Origin of the sequence: Deinococcus hopiensis KR-140, assembly GCF_900176165.1 — a bacterium.
Lineage (GTDB): Bacteria > Deinococcota > Deinococci > Deinococcales > Deinococcaceae > Deinococcus > Deinococcus hopiensis.
In genome coordinates this window covers 311,643-330,154 of record NZ_FWWU01000006.1, presented here as the reverse complement: position 1 = coordinate 330,154, position 18,512 = coordinate 311,643, and the positions used below count along the sequence as shown (strand labels likewise).

At 58.5% G+C, this 18,512-nt stretch carries 18 protein-coding genes and 2 pseudogenes; 13 read left to right on the top strand and 7 right to left on the bottom strand.

All coding sequences use genetic code 11. The features are described from left to right. Nucleotides 1-572 precede the first annotated feature (572 nt). Nucleotides 573-1,100: an Rrf2 family transcriptional regulator gene (locus B9A95_RS08185; RefSeq protein WP_170928524.1), complete on the bottom strand. Its 528-nt coding sequence runs from the start codon at nt 1,098-1,100 to the stop codon at nt 573-575. A gap of 213 nt (nt 1,101-1,313) precedes the next feature. Here B9A95_RS08185 and B9A95_RS08180 point away from each other — a divergent pair, with 213 nt between their 5' ends. The 4 genes from B9A95_RS08180 to B9A95_RS08165 are packed head-to-tail and all read left to right on the top strand — an operon-like array spanning nt 1,314 to nt 4,955. Then, nucleotides 1,314-2,291, top strand: coding sequence for a sulfate ABC transporter substrate-binding protein (locus B9A95_RS08180; RefSeq protein WP_084046422.1), 978 nt, complete (start codon nt 1,314-1,316; stop codon nt 2,289-2,291). Between the two features lie 8 nt (nt 2,292-2,299). After that, nucleotides 2,300-3,148, top strand: a complete 849-nt coding sequence (cysT, locus tag B9A95_RS08175) for a sulfate ABC transporter permease subunit CysT (RefSeq protein ID WP_084046421.1) — start codon at nt 2,300-2,302, stop codon at nt 3,146-3,148. Beyond that, complete coding sequence (gene cysW, locus B9A95_RS08170) at nt 3,145-3,975, top strand: sulfate ABC transporter permease subunit CysW (RefSeq protein WP_084046420.1); 831 nt, start codon at nt 3,145-3,147, stop codon at nt 3,973-3,975. Before cysT ends, cysW begins: the two co-directional genes overlap by 4 nt. Continuing rightward, nucleotides 3,972-4,955 carry a sulfate/molybdate ABC transporter ATP-binding protein gene (locus B9A95_RS08165; protein ID WP_084046419.1) on the top strand — a complete coding sequence of 328 codons (984 nt, stop codon included), beginning with the start codon at nt 3,972-3,974 and terminating at the stop codon, nt 4,953-4,955. The genes cysW and B9A95_RS08165 overlap by 4 nt, the downstream gene beginning before the upstream one ends. Before the next feature lie 647 nt (nt 4,956-5,602). On the opposite strand, the gene B9A95_RS33435 is transcribed toward B9A95_RS08165, so the two are convergent. Then, nucleotides 5,603-5,758, bottom strand: coding sequence for a hypothetical protein (locus B9A95_RS33435; RefSeq protein WP_170928523.1), 156 nt, complete (start codon nt 5,756-5,758; stop codon nt 5,603-5,605). 557 nt (nt 5,759-6,315) lie between these two features. On the opposite strand from B9A95_RS33435, the gene B9A95_RS08155 reads away from it, so the two are divergent. Continuing rightward, complete coding sequence (locus B9A95_RS08155; protein ID WP_084046417.1) at nt 6,316-6,723, top strand: IS110 family transposase; 408 nt, start codon at nt 6,316-6,318, stop codon at nt 6,721-6,723. A 128-nt stretch (nt 6,724-6,851) separates the two neighbouring features. Here B9A95_RS08155 and B9A95_RS08150 read toward each other — a convergent pair. The 4 genes and pseudogenes from B9A95_RS08150 to B9A95_RS37530 all read right to left on the bottom strand — a co-directional run bounded on the left by B9A95_RS08150 (nt 6,852) and on the right by B9A95_RS37530 (nt 9,652). Beyond that, nucleotides 6,852-7,805: pseudogene (locus tag B9A95_RS08150) on the bottom strand (IS630 family transposase). A gap of 324 nt (nt 7,806-8,129) precedes the next feature. After that, on the bottom strand, nt 8,130-8,567 hold the full coding sequence (locus B9A95_RS08145; RefSeq protein ID WP_245808192.1) for a GNAT family N-acetyltransferase: 438 nt from the start codon (nt 8,565-8,567) through the stop codon (nt 8,130-8,132). Between the two features lie 227 nt (nt 8,568-8,794). Then, the gene (locus B9A95_RS08140) at nt 8,795-9,115 is read right to left on the bottom strand and encodes a hypothetical protein (protein WP_084046416.1); all 321 of its coding nucleotides are present in this window, start codon (nt 9,113-9,115) and stop codon (nt 8,795-8,797) included. Nucleotides 9,116-9,490: 375 nt separating this feature from the next. Continuing rightward, nucleotides 9,491-9,652 (bottom strand): hypothetical protein, encoded by a 162-nt coding sequence (locus tag B9A95_RS37530; protein ID WP_483863746.1) that lies wholly within the window; start codon nt 9,650-9,652, stop codon nt 9,491-9,493. Between the two features lie 514 nt (nt 9,653-10,166). On the opposite strand from B9A95_RS37530, the gene B9A95_RS08135 reads away from it, so the two are divergent. After that, nucleotides 10,167-10,793, top strand: a complete 627-nt coding sequence (locus B9A95_RS08135; RefSeq protein ID WP_084046415.1) for a hypothetical protein — start codon at nt 10,167-10,169, stop codon at nt 10,791-10,793. Between the two features lie 392 nt (nt 10,794-11,185). On the opposite strand, the pseudogene B9A95_RS36930 reads toward B9A95_RS08135, so the two are convergent. Continuing rightward, a pseudogene (locus B9A95_RS36930) lies at nt 11,186-11,343 on the bottom strand (IS4 family transposase); the annotation flags it as partial. A gap of 161 nt (nt 11,344-11,504) precedes the next feature. Here B9A95_RS36930 and tnpC point away from each other — a divergent pair. The 7 genes from tnpC (at nt 11,505) to B9A95_RS08100 (ending at nt 18,475) form a co-directional block, all read left to right on the top strand. Then, complete coding sequence (gene tnpC / locus B9A95_RS08130) at nt 11,505-12,866, top strand: IS66 family transposase (RefSeq protein ID WP_084046414.1); 1,362 nt, start codon at nt 11,505-11,507, stop codon at nt 12,864-12,866. Then, nucleotides 12,863-13,801 carry a hypothetical protein gene (locus tag B9A95_RS31825; RefSeq protein ID WP_139806589.1) on the top strand — a complete coding sequence of 313 codons (939 nt, stop codon included), beginning with the start codon at nt 12,863-12,865 and terminating at the stop codon, nt 13,799-13,801. Before tnpC ends, B9A95_RS31825 begins: the two co-directional genes overlap by 4 nt. 193 nt (nt 13,802-13,994) lie before the next feature. Next, a complete protein-coding gene (locus B9A95_RS08125) occupies nt 13,995-14,411 on the top strand; it encodes a hypothetical protein (protein ID WP_084046413.1) in 417 nt (138 codons plus the stop codon). Nucleotides 14,412-14,510: 99 nt separating this feature from the next. Continuing rightward, on the top strand, nt 14,511-14,927 hold the full coding sequence (locus B9A95_RS08120; protein WP_139806588.1) for a winged helix-turn-helix domain-containing protein: 417 nt from the start codon (nt 14,511-14,513) through the stop codon (nt 14,925-14,927). Nucleotides 14,928-14,980: 53 nt separating this feature from the next. Continuing rightward, entirely contained in the window at nt 14,981-15,289 is a 309-nt protein-coding gene (locus B9A95_RS08115) for a hypothetical protein (protein ID WP_084046411.1), read from the top strand. Between the two features lie 1,085 nt (nt 15,290-16,374). Further along, entirely contained in the window at nt 16,375-17,559 is a 1,185-nt protein-coding gene (locus B9A95_RS08105; protein WP_084046409.1) for a branched-chain amino acid ABC transporter substrate-binding protein, read from the top strand. 226 nt (nt 17,560-17,785) lie between these two features. Beyond that, the gene (locus B9A95_RS08100) at nt 17,786-18,475 is read left to right on the top strand and encodes a TetR/AcrR family transcriptional regulator (protein WP_170928522.1); all 690 of its coding nucleotides are present in this window, start codon (nt 17,786-17,788) and stop codon (nt 18,473-18,475) included. The last annotated feature ends 37 nt before the right edge of the window (nt 18,476-18,512 follow it).

Here is an 18,512-nt window from a genome sequence, read left to right as displayed (position 1 = left end):
GCTTTAACGGCGTTTTCCCAACTCGGCTTGTGGCAGCGCGCCCTTCCGTGGAACGTTTCCCCACAAGTGCAGGGTGTCCACCGCTGTGGGGAGAGGGGCGTCCCTCAAGCGCGGGGCAGAGGTCTTGTTCTCGTCCCCTCTGGCCAGGGTGGTGGGCAGGGTGCCCCGCCGCCGGGCAATTGGGCAGACGTGAAATCTCCGTTGTCGCGCCCCAGAGAAAGGGGAATGGACGACACGCCGGCAGCTGGGCTCAACGCCGACATCGCAACATGCACATGAAGCGTTCCTTTCCGGGAGAAAGCCGTGGGCAGCTTCCTGGTCCTATCGTTCCCGTCTGTTTCGGGCAGGCAGAGAGCACCGCGGAGTCCCGACCGCACAAGACCTGTTCAACAACAGCAGGGGTAACCCGGCCGAGGGGCTTGTGTCTGGCGGTGAAAAAGGCTCGTCGTCAAGGGTCTCCTGGTTGCTGCGGCGTCGTGGGGCCTGTTCCCTCGGCCGCTCTGGATAAGGCCCGTTTCCGGGTTGCTGTTACCGTAGACCAGTTGATAAAAGTTGTCAACTACTTCAATGGCCTACCACTCATTTTGTTGCAGCCGGGGAGGTGAGGAAAGCGCGAGCGGCAGGACGGCGCCGCTCTCGACCGTAGGATGCCAGAGGTGCTGCAAGCAGCGTTCGTACGTCACGCCCGCCAGAAGGTCAAGGGCCAGATCCGCCGCAGTGAAGCGGGAAAGCAGCAGGTGGGTGGCCTGGCGCAGTTCCTCGTACACGTCCCGCCGGATGCGGCAGGAAGAGGCCTGATCGCACTGTGTGGGGCTGCTGAGGCTCACGCAGGACAGGGGGGCAACGGGCCGTTCCAGAAGGCGGACGACGTCGCGGAGCGTGATGTCTGAGGCAGGCAGGGCCAAACGGTATCCCCCAGAGGTACCGCGTTTGGAAAGCACGATCTCGCCCCTTACCAGGCACGCCAGGACGCGCACCAGAAAGGTCCGGCTCAGGCCTGTGCGCTGACAGATTTCTCCCGCGTTGACCCAACGGTCTGGGTGCGCGGCAAGGTATCCAACGGCCTGAAAGGCATGTACGTCGAGGCTGGAAAGGCGCATGGACCCTACTGTAAGGGTTTTAAACAAGTTGTTGACAAGAATTGTAATTTTGTCCATGATGACCCTACAACCTCATCTTGGACGCGCTCAGTGCGTGTCCTCCTCCCCTGTTCTGGTGGAGGCGCCCGCGCTCTGCCGCTGCCTCCTCCCCTCTCCGGACCAGCGTCACGCGCTTGTTCGTCCTCTCCCTCGCGCCTTGCTCAGGAGTTTTTCGTGAAACGACTCTTTATCGCTGCCCTCCTCACCGGTACCGCGGGTGCGGCCAACATCTCGCTGCTCAACGTGTCCTACGATCCCACGCGGGAGTTGTACCAGGACATCAACGCCGCCTTTGCCAAGCAGTGGCAGGCGAAGACCGGAGACGTGCTCAAGGTCAACAACTCCCACGGGGGCAGTGGCGCGCAGGCACGCAGCGTTATTGACGGTCTGGAAGCCGATGTGGTGACCCTCGCGCTGGGCTACGACATCGACGCCATCGCGGACAAGGGGCTCCTCGCAGAAGACTGGCAAAAACGGCTCGCCTACAACAGCAGTCCCTACACCAGCACCATCGTGTTTCTCGTCCGCAAGGGCAATCCCAAAGGCATTAAAGATTGGGCAGATCTGGTGAAGCCTGGCGTGCAGGTCATCACGCCGAACCCAAAAACCAGTGGGGGGGCCCGCTGGAACTTTCTGGCGGCCTGGGGCTGGGCCGTGAAAAAGTACGGGGGCGAGGCGGGCGCCAAAGACTACGTCACCAAACTCTTCAAGAATGTCCCCGTTCTGGATTCGGGCGCGCGCGGCAGCACCACCACCTTTGTGGAGCGCGGCATCGGTGACGTGCTGATCGCCTGGGAGAATGAGGCGCTGCTCGCCACCCGGGAACTCGGTGAGGGCAAATTCCAGATCGTCGCGCCCAGCCTCAGCATCCTGGCCGAGCCGCCAGTCACCGTGGTGGACAAGAACGTCGCCAAACACAAGACGGAGAAGGTTTCCAAAGCGTACCTGCAGTTTCTGTATTCCGCCGAAGGGCAGGAAATCATCGGGAAGAACTACTACCGCCCACGGTCGCAGGCCGTCGCCAAGAAGTACGCCGCGCAGTTCCCCAAGGTCAACCTCTTTAGCATTGCGCAGTTTGGTGGCTGGCGGGCCGCCCAGAAGAAGTTCTTCGCGGACGGTGGCGTCTTCGACCAGGTCTACACGGGACGTTAAGCCAGACCGTGACCACGATCTCTCCTGCTTCTCGGCAGGCCCGCAGGCACGTCCTGCCGGGCCTGAATCTCACGTTGGGCTACGCGGCGCTGTACCTCAGCCTGATCGTTCTGATTCCCCTCGCCGCCCTGGTGCTGAAGGCCGCTGGTCTCGGCCTGGAAGGTTTTTTCAACGCCGTCACCACGCCGCGCGTCCTGTCGGCGCTGCGCGTATCGTTTACCACCGCGCTTGTGGCCTCGCTGATCAATGTGCCCACCGGCCTGCTGATCGCCTGGACCCTGACGCGCTACCGGCTGCCTGGACGCCGCCTGATTGACGCCCTGATTGATCTGCCCTTCGCCCTGCCCACCGCCGTGGCGGGTATCACGCTCACCACCCTGCTGGCCCCCAACGGTTGGGTCGGGGCACCCCTGGGGGCAGTGGGTGTCCGGGCGGCCTACACGCCGCTGGGGATTGTGATCGCCCTCGTGTTCATCGGTCTTCCCTTTGTGGTCCGCAGCCTGCAACCGGTGCTGGAGGATATGGGACGTGAGCCCGAGGAAGCGGCGCTGAGTCTGGGGGCCACGCCGGCGCAGACTTTTTTCCGCGTGATTCTCCCCGCGCTGTTCCCCGCCCTGCTCAGCGGCTTTACGTTGGCCCTGGCGCGCACCATCGGCGAATACGGATCGGTGGTGTTTATCAGCGGCAACCTGCCCTTCAAAACCGAGATCGCGCCCCTCCTGATTGTCGGCAAGCTCGAGCAGTACGACTACGCCGGTGCAGCGGCCGTCGCCGTCGCCATGCTCGTGGTTTCGGTGGTGCTGCTGCTCTCGGCGAATGCGGTGCAGGCCCGGCTGGGTCAGCGGGGCGCCCGGTGAGGCGGCCGCCCTCCCGTTCCCTGGGCGCCCGCCTCTGGCCCGTCCTGATGTGCGGGCTGACCCTGCTGCTGGTGGGGTTGCTGCTGCTGTTGCCGCTCGCCTTGGTCTTTGTGACGGCCCTGCACAGCGGCCTGACGCCCTACCTGCAGGCCCTGGAGACGCCGGACGCGCTCGCCGCCGTCCGCCTCTCCCTGCTCACGGTCCTGATCGCCGTTCCGCTCAATACCGTCTTCGGGGTGAGTGCCGCGTGGGCCACCGCAAAATTCGATTTTCCAGGCCGTAGCCTGCTGCTGACCCTGATTGACCTGCCGCTGGCGGTCTCGCCCGTCATCTCAGGTCTGGTGTACGTCCTCCTGTTCGGGCGGCAGGGCTGGCTCGGCCCCTGGCTCGAAGCGCACAGCCTGAAGATCATCTTTGCCCCGGCGGGCATCATTCTGGCCACGACCTTCGTGACCTTTGCGTACGTCGCGCGCGAGCTTATTCCCGTCATGCAGGCGCAGGGCCGGGACGATGAGGAAGCGGCCCTCACCCTCGGCGCGGGTGGCTGGCAGACCTTCACGCGGGTCACCCTTCCCAACATCCGCTGGGCGCTGCTGTACGGAATCATCATGTGTAACGCCCGTGCGCTGGGAGAGTTTGGAGCGGTCTCCGTCGTCTCCGGGAAGATCCGCGGCCTGACCAATACCCTGCCGCTGCACGTGGAAATCCTCTACAACGAATACCAGACCGTGGCGGCGTTCGCCGTCGCGTCCCTCCTCGCCCTTTTTGCTTTGGTCACCCTGGGCCTGAAAACCCTGATTGAAGTTCGTACGGGAAGAGACCTATGAGCATCGATATTCAGCACATCAGCAAACGGTTCGGAACGTTCACCGCCCTGTCGGACGTGACCCTTCAGGTGCCGGACGGCCAACTGGTCGCCCTGCTCGGCCCCAGTGGCAGCGGCAAAACCACCTTGCTCCGGGTCATCGCCGGGCTTGAGTTCCCCGACGCGGGTCGGGTTCACCTGGCGGGGCAGGACGTGACGCACGCGGGTCCAGGAGAGCGCGGGATCGGCTTCGTGTTTCAACACTACGCCCTGTTCAAGCACATGAGCGTGTTCGAGAACGTCGCCTTTGGGCTCCACGTCAAGCGGGGTGCAGCCCGTCTTCCCAAGGCGGTGGTCCGCGAGAAGGTCATGCACCTGCTGCGTCTGGTTCAACTGGACTGGGCCGCCACCCGTTATCCAGCGCAACTCAGTGGTGGGCAGCGTCAACGGGTGGCCCTCGCCCGGGCACTGGCCGTGGAGCCGCGGGTCCTGCTGCTGGACGAACCCTTCGGGGCCCTCGACGCGGCGGTGAGGCAGGAACTGCGCGACTGGCTGCGCCAACTGCACGACGAGATCCACCTCACCAGCGTCTTCGTGACGCACGACCAGGCCGAGGCCATGGAAATCGCCGACCGCATCGTCGTCTTCAACCAGGGGCGAATCGAGCAGGAAGGGCCTCCGGAAAGCGTCTACGATCACCCCGCTACCCCTTTCACGTACCGCTTTCTGGGCAAAGCCAACGTGCTGCGCGAGACGGAGCGCGAGCAGACCCTGGTTCGCCCACATGACCTCACTGTGAGCACGCAGGGGCGTGAGGGCAGTCTTCCCGCGCAGGTGACGCGCATCCACATCGTGGGACCAGAAGCGCGGGTGGAGGTCCGGCGGACAGACCTGCCGGGAACCCTGGAAATTCACGCGCCGAAAGGCCACCTTCAGGGAATCGAGGTGGGACAGCGCGTACACGTCACGGCACACTGGGAGAAGACCTTCCCAAAACCCTGAATTCAAGGTGGAACGTCAACGCTGGCCCTCTGCCTGGAGCCTCTCCGGACGATGCTGGTCTCCTGAAGGCCAGTGACGACCCATACGGTTTCCGGATCATCCGTCCCCTCCGCCCGGGTGAATCCAGTTCTTTCATCACGAATGACCGGAATGCTTATCAGGTGCCGCGCAGCGGCCAACCTGGACGGTGGGCTTGCGCAGGGAGGAGCCCTCCCTGCGCAAGCCCGGTGCTGCTGATGACGTCCAGCCACAGCAGTGCCCTGGAGTCATGGAGACGGTACATCAAGGCCGCGAAGGCCCCGACCACCTGGTTGGAGCTCCCGGGAAACAGCCGCTACCCCTTGATGAACATGCCCCATCCACGGCCAGCGCCAAGTCAGCGTCACGTCCTGCGCGGGCGTGCAGTCCAGCTGCACGCCCTCTTCAGCACAGACGTCTTCCGGAACCAGGCGGAGGCTGTCCGTCTTGAAGGTGACGGACAGCGGCTGAAGCGCTGCTCGCAGCGCCGGATCAAGGGGACGAGGCGCGTGGGATTCCGGCCCTGATCGGTGCACCGAACCACCCCAGGGAAAAATACGAGAATGAACTTGCCCCTCCTGAACTGGAGGGGCGGTCGGGCGCTTCGGTGGTGGCGTGAGGCCGGTGGATCACGTGAGGCGGGCCTGACGCACGAAGGACAGCAGGTAGGCCAGGTTGAAGCGGTCACGCTCCTGTCCCTCGGCACGGGCGGCCTTGGCCTCGCGGCGACGTTGGGCTTCCGCCTGCAGTTCTTGAGCTCGGTCGTTCTGGACGTAGGGATGCACGGTGTTCTCCTCCTTACCAGTCGGCACACTCGCCCCCGGTTGTCCCTATGGTGCTCTCTCGCCCTCCTGACCACATCACCCAGGTGGCGCATTCCACACTCCGCCATAGCGCGCATTCCCGGTACGCCTGCAGCCGCTGGAGGTGGCTTTAGGGGAATAGGCGCTATGGCAGCCGATGTAGGCAGAACGGAGCGCTGGCGTGCAAGATCCGGTAGAAAAAGACGCAGGATGGACGGGCATTACGCCGCTATAAGCGGCGCTGGAAAGGAGAACGGGCCCGAAGGCATGGCTGCAGCTGTGTAGATGCGGTAACTGCGCAGCACAACAACCCTTATGTAGTACGTCTGGGTCCATTCCTGATCAGAATGGAGACTGCCAGGCCAGTCCGAGCTGTCAAGCCCGGGTCAACCCCAGGTCCAGCAAGACCGTCGAATAGTCAGGACCGGCTCGGGCGCTCTTCTCGAAGACTGAACGCTATCAAAGGCCACCAAGCCTGCACCATAAGAGCCAGTGCCGAGAGAGTTTGACCTGCCTACGCCTTTCTCCAGGAGGTTTTGATGTTTGCCCTCGGCCTGGACATCGGAAAAGATCCTCTCTACGCCCACTTACAGATCAACGACGACCTGGGACAGTCCCTTCAGGATCTTCCAAACACGCCCACCGGATTCGAGCGCCTCCTGCAGTGGGCCCAACAACACGACGTGACGCCAACGGAACTCCATGTGGTGATGGAGGCTACGGGCGTGTACTGGGAGAAGTGCGCGAATGTCCTGTTCCATGCTGGCTGCACTGTCAGCGTGGTGAACCCCACCAGCATCAAATACTTCGCCCGCACCAAACTCAAGCGGAGCAAGACAGACAAAATGGACGCGGCGGTCATTGCCCTGTACGGCGCTACGGATGCGGCCGAAACCCTGGTCACCCCCCAGCACCGCACTGCAGGAACTCAAGCAACTCGTCCGTGAACGCACGGCGTTGTGCGAAGCGCTGACCCAGGATCAAAATCGATTGCATGCTTCAGAACGTCGGCAACATGAAAGCCAGACGGTTGCGGCATTTCTCAAGACTCGCATTGCGTTATTTGGAGCATTTATCATAAGGATGCCGAAGGGTAGGCGTGCCGGAACCAAGCAGTAATGTCCTGTGCGCAAACCGCCTGCAAAGCAGTTCCAAGAGTAGAGATGAGACTGCCGATGGTTCGACAAGCCTTTGCTCTTACGACGGCTTTGATCTTGGAGAACATCAGTTCAATGGGACCCAAGTCGGGACCATAGGGCGGAAGGAACAAGAGCTGACACCCTGTGCCTCAATAATCACGCGAACAGAGGCTCGATGATGAGAGGACAGATTGTCCATGACAACGACCTGTCCTGGCTGTAAGGCAGGACAGAGCAGGTGGCGGACGTACCATTCGAACGCTAAACCATGGACCGCCCCAGTCAGGACGAACGGGACCATGGGTCCCGTAAGTTGTCGGGCGCAAATCAACGTCTGATTGCGTCCGTGATCCCTGGGAACATGGCCCTGAGCGCGCTCAGAACGGTGAGCACGGGCGTAACCACGTGTCATTGCTGTATGAAAACCACGCTCGTCCAGGAAGACCAATTGTTCCGGATGCGTGAGATAGGGAGCCAGATCATTTAGAAACTGCCGTCTGTGCTCTTCACTTCGTTCGCTCGCGACCAGCGTTTTTTTTATGGGTGATGTGGTGCTTGCGAAACACCCGGTCCACTGTTTTAAAACTGACCTTTAATCCTGTCGCTTCTTCGAGCATGCGAGCATGCTCGACCAAGGTCGCGTCCCGATGCGTTTCGAGTTGCTTCAACAGTTGCTGTTCGTGGAGGAGGGTGACACGTGGAGGACGTCCAGAAGACCGACCCACTTCGTGGAGTGTTCCCAAGCGCTGCTTTTCCAGATATGTATCAACGGTTTCGACGCGCATTCGGTACAACCGGGCGACTTCTTGCCGGCTCTGTCCGCCCTCTACCGCCGCCACCACTCGTTCTCGCAAATCCAGACTGTATCCTCGACCCCCGACTGGCTTCATTCCTTTATTATGACAAATGCTCTAACGCCCGTGACAGCAAGCTATCCAGTGAGGCACAGGAGCCAGTGTATGCCCATTGGAGAGTTCGTGCTGGCACGGCAGGGTACACACAACATCAGGTTCGGCAAACGGTCAACCCCTGTAGACGACCTCCAAAAACTACGCTATCTATTCGTGCTAGGTAGTCAAAAGAAGAGTACGAAAGCGTGTGAAGGTGGTGTCCACCCCAAAGATGTTTGCCCGGACCGGGTCACAGGAGAAAATCCGCTTCTGCAAGTTTTCCTAGCAGTCGGTATCAAGTCGGGAGTTGCCCTTGACGTTGATCTAAGGAGTGCAGGAAATTTGCTCAATCCAGTAGCGGCAAATGGGCTTTTCGTAGAAGTCCAGCACAAACTCACCCTCGAGTTTGCCTCCGTTCGCCTCGATCACGTTCCGTGAACGGTGGTTTTCCACATCACAGGTGACCAGGACGCGAGCGACGCCGAGCTCCCGCAGCTGTTCCAACCCCAGGGCGAGCAGGCGTTTTCCGTGTCCTTGTCCCTGCGCGGAAGGCCGGACTTCATAGCCCACGTGTCCTCCCAGTTGCAACAGCTCGGGGTTGAGCGTATGGCGGACCTTGACCTGTCCCAGATACCTGTCCCCCTCGACCAGCCACCGGGTTTCGGATGGTACAAATCCTTCTGGAATGGCTTGAGGTGGTTCCAGGCGGCGGTCCTCCGAACCAACCCTTCGAAATCGGCTTCCACCTCGGCGAGATTCCAAGCCAGTGTGTCGCGCAGACCACTTCCTCTGGACTGCGCCTCGCGCACAGCTTGCAGAAAGCTCGCTTTGTAACGGGCATCCGGTACGGTCAAAGCGGACATGCGCTGAGTTTATTGCTCAGGTTTGGGAGGTCCGGTGTGCTGCTCTCTCTGATCAGCCTTCCCGGAGCAAGCATCCCCTTGGGGGCGAGGTGGAATTCCCTAAAGAAGTCGTGGGGGTTGCTCCCGTCAGATCAAGACCGGGGTTTCCTTCGCGTCGATCAGGAGTTCCTGAACCAGACCGAGCAAACGCAGATCCGTCTCTAGCACCGCGAGCTGCTCGGCAGTTCGGATCACGCCCTCTTGAACCGCGACTGTCCGGATGATCGTCAATGCAGATTGCACCGCTTGCTGGTGTTCGGGCCGCTCAGGATTGAAGCCCTCCAGAAGAACGTCCAACTGCGTCTGGAGCAGGGTCTTATTCAGCTGCGGTGTGCTATGGATAGCCCGCAAGACATTCCGCGTCAAGGCATGCTGGGGGGGAATACGGGAAGGGGACTGTTGAGTCATGGCGCAGGCTCCTGGTGCAGTGGGGAAACGGAGGAAGCTCCTTCAGTGTACAGGTTGGATCTTAAGGACGCCTTCCCAAATGGGCGACTCGAGGGCAACACGGGAAGACGGAGGATCAAGCCGGCACCCCCACGAACCTCCGGGCATCAGGCATGAACGTCGCAATGGGGCAGCGTGCGTCACGGCCGTCTCGTTCTCCAGCGCCCAGGCGTGACCGTTCCAGGGGTGATACGGTTTGCGGATTATCCGCTCCATCTGCTCCGGTGCTTCCACGCCTCTGCGTCACCGTTTTTCCTGCCCCCTTCTGCGGCGCAGCGTTGCACGTCCGCTCGGGGTGGCCCGTGACTGCATCACGGATGAACCGGGATCCTGATCCTACCGGGCGCGGACCAAGGTGGTTGACGGGTGTTGCCCGACCGAGACGCCACGCACCCAGGCGCGGACTTCCTTTTTTCCAGTCCGCCGGAACGCGTCTTGCCCGCCTGGCCAGACGGTCCCCGTGACGTTCTGAAGCGGCGCGCCTCGCTGGTGGTCGATGACCTCGCCGTGCGGCCAAATGGCTCAACGACGCCACACCTTGGCGACTGCATCGGCCATGTGGTTCTCCCAGGGGCTGGGCAATTCGCGCCTTGCGCTCGGTGGGGCGGGTACCGGGCGGCGGCGTGCAAGGAGGGCAGGAGGGCTTCTGGGTGGGACCTTCAGTGGGTTTCAGGTGCATTTCCACGTGGTTCAGACGCCGAGGACTTGGTTGACGGCGTCATCCGTGCAGAGCTGCCCGACCTCCAGGGCGAACGCGATGTACAGCGGAGGCTGGGCAAGGACACGGAGGCTATGGCGGCAGGATGTTCGGGCATTCCTGCCCAGTGACGGCGTTTCTTTAGAAGGTCCCCTGTCAGTAGGCCGGCTGCTCCCGCAACCGCTGACCGAGGAGCTGCGCATTCGGATGATTCGGCAGCCTAAAGGAGAGGAACCTGCAAGTGTGACTTAGGAGACATAAGCAGCCTGGGTGTTGTACAATGCAACAACACACAAGGCATAAGGGGGACGGCTTATGAAAAAGGCTGTACAGGCGCTGGGAATGGGTGTCCTAGGTTCGCTGCTGCTGGCAGGATGTGGCAGTTTGGTGGGCGGAGCCATTCCGCCACAGACTGTGGACAATGCGGCGGGCCTCAACGGGGTGGAGATTACGAGCGAGGAGCTGATCACCGAGCAGGCCATCGGCGGCGGCATCAACTTCACCAAAGAATTCAACAACACGCCTGTTGAGATCCCTCTGGGCATCAAGCCCAACGACGTTTCCCTCACGTTGTCCATCAAACAGGTCCGCCGGAGCGGAAACTGCACGCCGCCCAATACCGTTGCGCTTCAGGTGCGGGCCCTGCGGGTGGAACTCTCTGAGGTGGGCTCGGCCGCCAAGGCCACGGCCTCCTTCGGCGACTTCACCCTGAACCTGCAAAAGGCGAACGACGACACCTATACCGTCCAGAGCATGCAACCGGCCGACCTGAAGGTCAGCATGGACAACGGCCTCCTGACGTTCAATGTCGTGACGGCGGGTACCCAGCCCAACAGCGCGAAAGTTACAGGACGCCTGTACATCGCCAGCAACGAGCTGCGCGGTTGCCGCCTCGGCCTGGTGGTGGATTCGGCGAAGGCCACCTTCAGCAGCTTCCGCTAATCCGCCGGGGCACACCCCAGATTCAGACGCGGCCGGGCGTCCCCCCCTGCTCAGAGGAGTCCCCTGCCCAACGGCGGGGGACTTCTGCGCCACCAGGACGTGGTGGGGTAAATACGACGCGGCAGGACTCCACCTTGATGCCTACCGCCGGGAGTAGGGGTTGATGCGCTTTCCGGATCATTCGTTCCGTCCCCCCTGCTGCCCAGCTTTGCAAGTCCGCTCCGCTTCGGTGATTCCACGCCTCTGTGTCACCGTTTTTCCTGTCCCTTCTGCGGCGCAGCGTTGCACGTCCGCTCGGGTCAGCCTGTAATTTCATCACCGATGAACCCGAATCCCCACGCGCCCCCCCATCCAGCCCATGCGTACTTGGCGCCTGACTTGTCGTCCCCGCCCGCCGCGTCACGTGGTAGGTGAAGCGCGATCTTACGGTACAAGCTGGATTCGGCCTGCAGCAGCGCCAGGAGCACTTCGGCCAGACGTTTCAGGGCGCTAGACCCCGGTGAGGACGCCGCGCCTGGAGGGGCGCGCCGGGCGCGGCCACGTGCAGCACAGCAGGGCGGTATTCCGGAGCGTCACAGACCCTGATACCTCCCCGTCTGCACTCACGCCGCGTCCTGAACACCCCTGAACTCAAAGTGTCAGCTAGCGTTCTGAAAAAGTGACTACTCAGCAGCCCCTGAGTAGCGTGACGGGATGGGGTAAGGTGAGGCTATCTCGGACGTAACCTGCCCAAACTGTGAACGACTCCAAGCGCGCATCCGCGAGTTGGAAGCCCAAGTCGCGCGGACCAGTGAGACGTCCCATCAACCTCCCAGTCAGGACCAGATATGGCAGAAAAGGCCCAAGAGCGAACGCCAGAAAGGCGTTCGCTCTTCCGGTGGTCAAGTGGGACACACAGGAACTACCTTGAAGATGAGCGCCTCACCCGACAAGGTGGTGGTGCTACCTGTAACAGGGACTTGTGCCTGCGGGCAACACTGGAACGAGGTCGAAGTACAAGACTTGCTGGCCCGGCAAGTGATGGACCTGCCAGAAGTTCGGTTGCAGGTGTCCGAGTACCAGGCCGAGGTGAAGGTCTGTCCGCGCTGTCACGGAAGACAACAGGCGGCGTTCCCAGGGAACGTGCGTGGTCAGGTGCAGTACGGCCCTCGGTTCCAAGCTTTGGCGGTGTACCTCAATGTGGCTCAGTTCCTCCCATTCAAGCGTGTGGGCGACGTGCTCGAGACGCTATGCGGACAGCGTCCCAGTGAAGGGACACTCGCGTTGCATCTCAACCTCGCTACAGAGCGATTGGCTGAATTCGAGGCGGGTCTGAAGGAAGCATTGCTCGAAGAACCCGTTCTGCACGTGGACGAGACGGGCAGCAAGGTGGGCGGCAAGCTCGCCTGGGTTCATGTCATCAGCAGCAAGCAACTCACCCTCTACGGGCACGACCCGCATCGCGGGTCGGCGGCCATCCAGACGATGGGCGTCCTGCCCCAATACAGCGGGGTGTTGATGCACGATGCTTGGCTCACGTACTTCCAACTCCCTGCGCAACACGCGCTCTGTAACGCCCATCTTCTGCGAGAGTTGCGCTTCCTCCACGAACAACTGGGCCAAGACTGGGCGGGAGAACTGCGTGCCGCACTGCAACTCGTCTACCACCAACACAAAGTAGCTCCCCTCACCCCAATGGAGAAAACTGCATTTCTGGTCCGCTTTGATGCACTCCTGGAAGCAGGATTGGTCTCCAACCCCGCAGGGGAGCCAGTCCCAAAGCAGCGGGGACGAGTCAAACAGTCCCCTGGTCGTAACCTTGCCCTTCGATGTCAGAAGCGCCGAGACATGGTGTTGCACTTTCTCCACAAAGAAGGCGTACCCTTTGACAATAATCAAGCCGAGCGCGACATCCGAATGGTGTGTGTGAAGCGAAAAATTTCTGGTGGCTTTCGTTCTGACAAGGGAGGGAAGAACTTCTGCCGCATTCGTAGTTATCTTTCGACACTTCAGAAGCAAGGCTTCTCTATTTTTAAGGGTTTGGTTAGTATTTTTCGGAACAATATCCTTATTCCTAAACTCTCACTTCTATGATGAACCGCTACCCTGAAATAACGAAGTGTAAAGGCCTTCTTGTTTGGATTCTTATCTTCCTCGTATGTCTACTATCAACGTCTCAAGGCCAGAAGGTTAACAATCCATATCAAGGCAACAATAGGTATTCAGTCGTGGAAATCGGTAGTATATCTACTATCTCTTTCCTTAGCATTGCAGATAGCAATAATAATAAAAGTTTTATTGAGGCGAGACAGAACGGAAAATTAATTTGGTCTAGGTCTTTTGGAACTTCTATGTTAGTTTCGGCAGAGCGAGAAGATGTAACGGGTCTTTATCTGTATACCCAGGACTCTATTCCGGATATCGGACCAGTCAAGGGATATGCATATAGACTCGACTCCAAAACAGGTAGAATCATTTGGAAGAATAAGATTGAACATACCACTTGCACCAATCCACTCACTCCTACATTGGAGCACTCTAAATACGGTTTGATAGAATATTATTCTGCTTGCAGTGGGGCGTTTACTTACATAGATGGACTACATTATTTGAATCTTGTTAATGGAGAAGGGGTCGAAATAAGGTATGATTTCTATGCCCTAGGTAAGGCCGATTCCATTATTTATGCCCTCCCGCAGCCTATTGGTCTAGAATGTCCTAACAGTGGGGTTAATTCGATGGACACACAAGGAATGCTAGATGCTGAGGGGTATTCCTCCTGCTATAAGGACCCCAGACTCTTCTACCTATTGACCATTGATGTGAACAGAAATGCCAGTTATATAAGAAAGTACGCTATTAGAGATCGTGTTAATTGTGGAGAGATCAAAGATGCCTGGAATGATAATCATGGAAATCGCACTGTTGAATTTAAGAACGGAGTTGTCATTCTTCATAGATACGACAGATGCGGAAAATACATCATTAGAATTGATAGAAATACACCGTTTAACCTATACAAGAAGTAACTGAGTATTGTAAATAATCAGCACGATTCCTAGCCTAGCTTTAAGTGATTATCTTGAAGACTATGTACATTTAGCGCAAGCAGAATTCACATGCTGTTAGGGCAGCTGTTCGGCATGGGAGCCACTCCCGTGCTGAGCAGTTACCTGAAAAATTCGTCTCTGCCATACATCGGTACGCTGTAGATTATAAAAGATGGGGTTGAACAACCGATGGATGGCGGCCTTTCTGCACAATGTCGAGGAGGCAATTCCAGATTTGAAACCGAAACTCAGCCGGGCTTCCGGGAGAACTGGTCCCTACAGCATTGATGCCATCCTTGAAATAACGAAGCGGGGGCAGCAGTTGATTGGCAGCGGGGACACCGAACAGTGGTCCCGTTTTATGACGGTGCTGGATGAGTACTATCAGCCTGACAATCCCCGTCTCAGGAGATTTAACGCAACGGTGGAGCAGTTCTGGTTCGATTCCTGGAGTTTTAAGGACGCTCAGCATGGACGACTCGCATGGATGGGCCTCACCCCGAAATTACACAGAAAGTACAAGTGGTGGATTGTGGAGAGCCTGGGGTTGCCATGGGCAAAAGTCGCGCCTAATACGGACTCCGAATAAATCGTTTACAATAGAGGGATCAAACAGTCTGCTTTTACCCATCCCCCAGAGCATTCCGCCGAAGAATTTTGGAAGATCTTTGAAGTCAGTACCTGCGCGGTGGAGCGTCGCCGGGCCCAGTTCTTCGCGCTGCTCGCAGAGCAGCGCCCCGTGAAGGAAGTGCTGTCCATCAGTCGCTACAGCCGGGTCACGGCCTACCACCTCCTCGGGCGGTATCGGGAAGTCGGCCTCGCCGCGTTACGAGACGGGCGACAGACCAACCGCGGTGCCCCGACCCTCTTGACCCCTGAGGAGCAGCAACGTCTGGCGGCTCAAATTCATAAGGATTTCGAGCAAGGCATCGTGTGGGAAGGCAAGCAGGTGCAGGCCTGGGTCAAGCAGGAATTCGGCAAAGACGTCTACCTCAGCCGCACCTACGAGTTCATGCGTGCTGCCGGTTTTTCACCACAGAAACCACGCCCACGACACGTCAAGGGCGACGAGGAAGCCAAAGAGGCGTCCAAAACAAAGCGTTAGTCGAGAAGCTCCGCACGGCGGAGCTTGTCCACCCCCGAGTGTCGTTGTGGGCCATGGACGAACATCGTCTGGGCTTACAACCGATTCTCCGTACGGTCTGGGCACCGACGGGGCAGCCCCTCGTCCGTCCCGTCCATCCACGCGATGAGCGGCTCTACATCTACGCGTTCGTCAACCCCGAGAGCGGAGAAAGCCGGTTCTGGTTGGTTCCGGTCCTGAACAAGGAGGCCTACCAAGCCGTGATGGCAGCCTTCGCCAAGAGTGTGGGAGCGGGTGAGGACCCCCAAGTCCTCGCCGTTCAGGACGGCGGGGGTTCCATGTCCCTGCACCGCAGGGACATCCACCGGGTGTTGAACCCCTGACCTTGCCACCGTATGCCCCAGAGTTGCAACCCGCCGAACGGCTTAGGGCCTTGACCGATCGCACCGTCGCCAATCGCTACTTTGACACGCTGCACGACTTCTCCCAGACGCTCGCTTAACAGTGTGCGTGGTTGGAGACCCAGCCCGATCTTCTCTCCCACCACCCCTCTTTCATCGGTGGCCTCTGTTAAGGAATGAATCGGAAGCCGTATAAGGGCTGGAAAGACCTGCGAGATGCGTATTGATGACGGCTTAAGGTCGGGCCACCCAGCGTGCTCCTCCCCCTGGGAAGGCTCGCCCTGACGGAACATCTCCCTTCACGCCTTGAATCAAGCCTGGCACCAATAAAGCGCGTCTGAAAAGATCAGGATGGACCTTTAGCCAAGCGGCCGAGCATCAAGCGAATGATCACCTCGTAGATGAAGTGTTCTGCTGTCTCTGGCAGGGCCTCGCCGTCCCCCACCATGCGCCTGCATTTTCAGGGCCAGGCGGAGGTCCACTCCACCACCCGGCGCCGGTTTGACACCACGAATCCCGCGGATACCTCCACGCGTCGTGGAGGTGCGTTTTTTGGCGCGCACCTGCTTTGCCGGCCTGACCAGGGACGTTTCACGGTCTCCAGCGTCCAAGCGGCGGAGGAGCGAGAGGAATTTCGCAAAGTGTAAAGAATTTTATCTACAACATGCAGGAATTGTGACCAGACTTGACCGCTTAGAAGATAATATTGTCTATTCGTCAGAATCCTGTGAGCATTTTGCACTAGTATTTCTTCAAGCTCAGTCCGCTGCGAGTCAAAGCGGGCGGTTGAGCGCCGCTCCAACGTGAAGGAGGCTGTATGACCCCGACGTTTTCTCCGAACCGCCTCCAGGCCCTTCTCCAAGAGCTCTATCCCAGCCCTCCACCACCCAGGCTGCACGTCCCTGGTGTTCGGTACATCACGCTCAATGCACCCGAAACCACACCGGGGAAACGTGCAAAAACGCCCGTCCAGAACCTTCTCCTCGACGCGAATGATTCCTGGAACGCGCGTATAGGAGGGTCGTCATGAGCTTTGACGGCAAAACCAGTACACCGCTGGAGGCCCTATGAAACCCTTACTCCCACATCAGCTTTTGACCTGCGTCCTCACGGCCGGCTTGCTGCTCAGCGGTGCTTCTGAGGCCGCCACCATCAAACTCGCCTTGGTCAGCCCCCTCACCGGCGGCCTCGGGCCCTTTGGCACAGAAGTCAAACGCGGTACTGAACTCGCCGTTAAAGAGCAGGTTGCTGCCTTTAAAGCCCTCGGGCATGACCTTCAGCTCGTCTCGTTCGACGACCAGTCCTCCCCGACGGTCGGCACACAATTGGCCAAAACGATCGTCGCGGACCGGAGCATTCTCGGTGTGGTCGGCGCTGTAAACTCCAGCGTCTCCAACGTCCTCGCGCAGGGGCTTGCAGCGGCAAAGCTGGCCATCATTACGCCGGCAAGTACGAATGATCAGCTCACAGCGCACAACTGGACGCACTTTAACCGTCTTGTCGCTCCTGATCAGGCGCAGGCCGTCGCGGCAGCGAAATACATCAGTGGTGAACTGAAGGCCAAAAGCGTGTATGTGGTCTCCGACAACACCGCTTACGGCAACGGCCTCACCAAAGTCGTCATGGCCAACCTCAAGCCCCTGAACGTCAATGTCGCTGGCTACATCGGTGCTTCTGGTGCGGAACAGATTGCTGGTGCAGTGAGGCTCATCAAGGCCAGTGGTGCACCTGTGGTGTATTTCGGTGGCAGCGATGACAATGGACCGCTGCTGGTAAAGGCCCTGCGCGCTGCCGGGGTGAAGTCGACCTTCGTCGGCAGTGACGGCCTGGACTCACCGAGTTTCCTTCAACGTACCGGCATTGACGCTGCCGGAGTGGTGTACAGCACGGTCTACGGTCCAGTCAGCTCCTTCTCGAATGCGCTGACCTTTACCAATGCCTACCAGGCGGCGTACAGCACCAAACCCAGTGGTGTCACGATGTATGCCTATGACGCGGCCAATGCTCTTCTGACGGCCATTAAGAGTTCGCTGAGTAAAGGGGTGCCCACCCGGGCACAAGTGAGTATGGCTGTTCGGGATGTCAACATGCCTGCCTGCTTTAAGAGCCCATGCGTAACTGTGACTGGGGCAGTGGGCTTTTCAAACACGGGAGAGCGTGACCGTTCTCGGGTGCTGATTATGAAGCTGGACAACGTGCTGCAGCCGCAAGTGGCCAAGATCCAGATCGTTTCTGCCAACGACTTGAAGTGACTTCTTGCCAAGTTCCATTTGGTATCTTTGGTTGGAACGTCAATGCATGAACCTAAGAAAGCGTATGTATAGGAACAAAATACTATTTTTTTATCATAAATGGACTCGTGACCATATTAAGATAAGCAACATTTTTTGGATAAAACGGGCTGTATAAATACCATTGCCCATCTTTTATTAGGCAATGCGAGAAAAGAACTAGAGGATCGCTCAGAAAAGGGGTACCTTGTCGACAACCGAATCTATTGAAGCTAAAGCACTGGAGTCCTGGCGGAAGCGTAATAAGCAGGAGACTCTTGATCGCATTAAGCAAGCGGCTTCCACTCTTTTTATTCAACAGGGCTTTACATCATCTACGATACGCGGGATTGCCGATCTTGCCGGAGTAGCACCCGGTACAGTTTTTTTCCACGTGAGAGATAAGGCCGACCTGCTCCTTATGGTATTCTCTGATTATATTTCGAATACAACGGTTAAAGTATTTGAACGCGACTATTCTCAAGAAACGCTCAGCGAAGCGCTTTTTGGGATCTTCAAAACGTATATAGATTTGTACCAAACCCATCCCGAGCTGTCCCGATATTTCGTCAAGGAATCGCTCTTTCAAAACGGGCCATGGCAATGCCATGTGACCGGACAGACGCGAAGTATCGTTGACCAACTTGCCATGGTTTTAAATCAATGTTGGAAATTTGAAGAAATTCAACAAAGGATTAATGCTCAACAATTTGCCTTCGTTCTATTTGGACTTTACCAGATCATCCTCTTAAAGTGCCTCAGTGGCGAATTGTCCTATGAAGACGCGCTCATCCAACTAAAGGAACAATTTGAAATTCAGACGAACGCCTTCTCAGTGCCAAGCGTTCCCAATTATTCTTCGAACATCTTGAATAGGTCCTTTGTTGCTCATCGATAGGTAGCCGCCTCCTCCAAGGGCGAGTGGGTGCTGTTCT

Bases quoted from the DNA above. Each gene is read 5' to 3' on its own strand.
- B9A95_RS08185 (WP_170928524.1), bottom strand. From the start codon at position 1,100: ATGCGCCTTTCCAGCCTCGACGTACATGCCTTTCAGGCCGTTGGATAC.
- B9A95_RS08165 (WP_084046419.1), top strand. From the start codon at position 3,972: ATGAGCATCGATATTCAGCACATCAGCAAACGGTTCGGAACGTTCACC.
- B9A95_RS08155 (WP_084046417.1), top strand. From the start codon at position 6,316: ATGTTTGCCCTCGGCCTGGACATCGGAAAAGATCCTCTCTACGCCCAC.
- B9A95_RS08140 (WP_084046416.1), bottom strand. From the start codon at position 9,115: ATGACTCAACAGTCCCCTTCCCGTATTCCCCCCCAGCATGCCTTGACG.
- B9A95_RS08135 (WP_084046415.1), top strand. From the start codon at position 10,167: ATGAAAAAGGCTGTACAGGCGCTGGGAATGGGTGTCCTAGGTTCGCTG.
- B9A95_RS31825 (WP_139806589.1), top strand. From the start codon at position 12,863: ATGATGAACCGCTACCCTGAAATAACGAAGTGTAAAGGCCTTCTTGTT.
- B9A95_RS08125 (WP_084046413.1), top strand. From the start codon at position 13,995: ATGGGGTTGAACAACCGATGGATGGCGGCCTTTCTGCACAATGTCGAG.
- B9A95_RS08115 (WP_084046411.1), top strand. From the start codon at position 14,981: ATGGACGAACATCGTCTGGGCTTACAACCGATTCTCCGTACGGTCTGG.
- B9A95_RS08105 (WP_084046409.1), top strand. From the start codon at position 16,375: ATGAAACCCTTACTCCCACATCAGCTTTTGACCTGCGTCCTCACGGCC.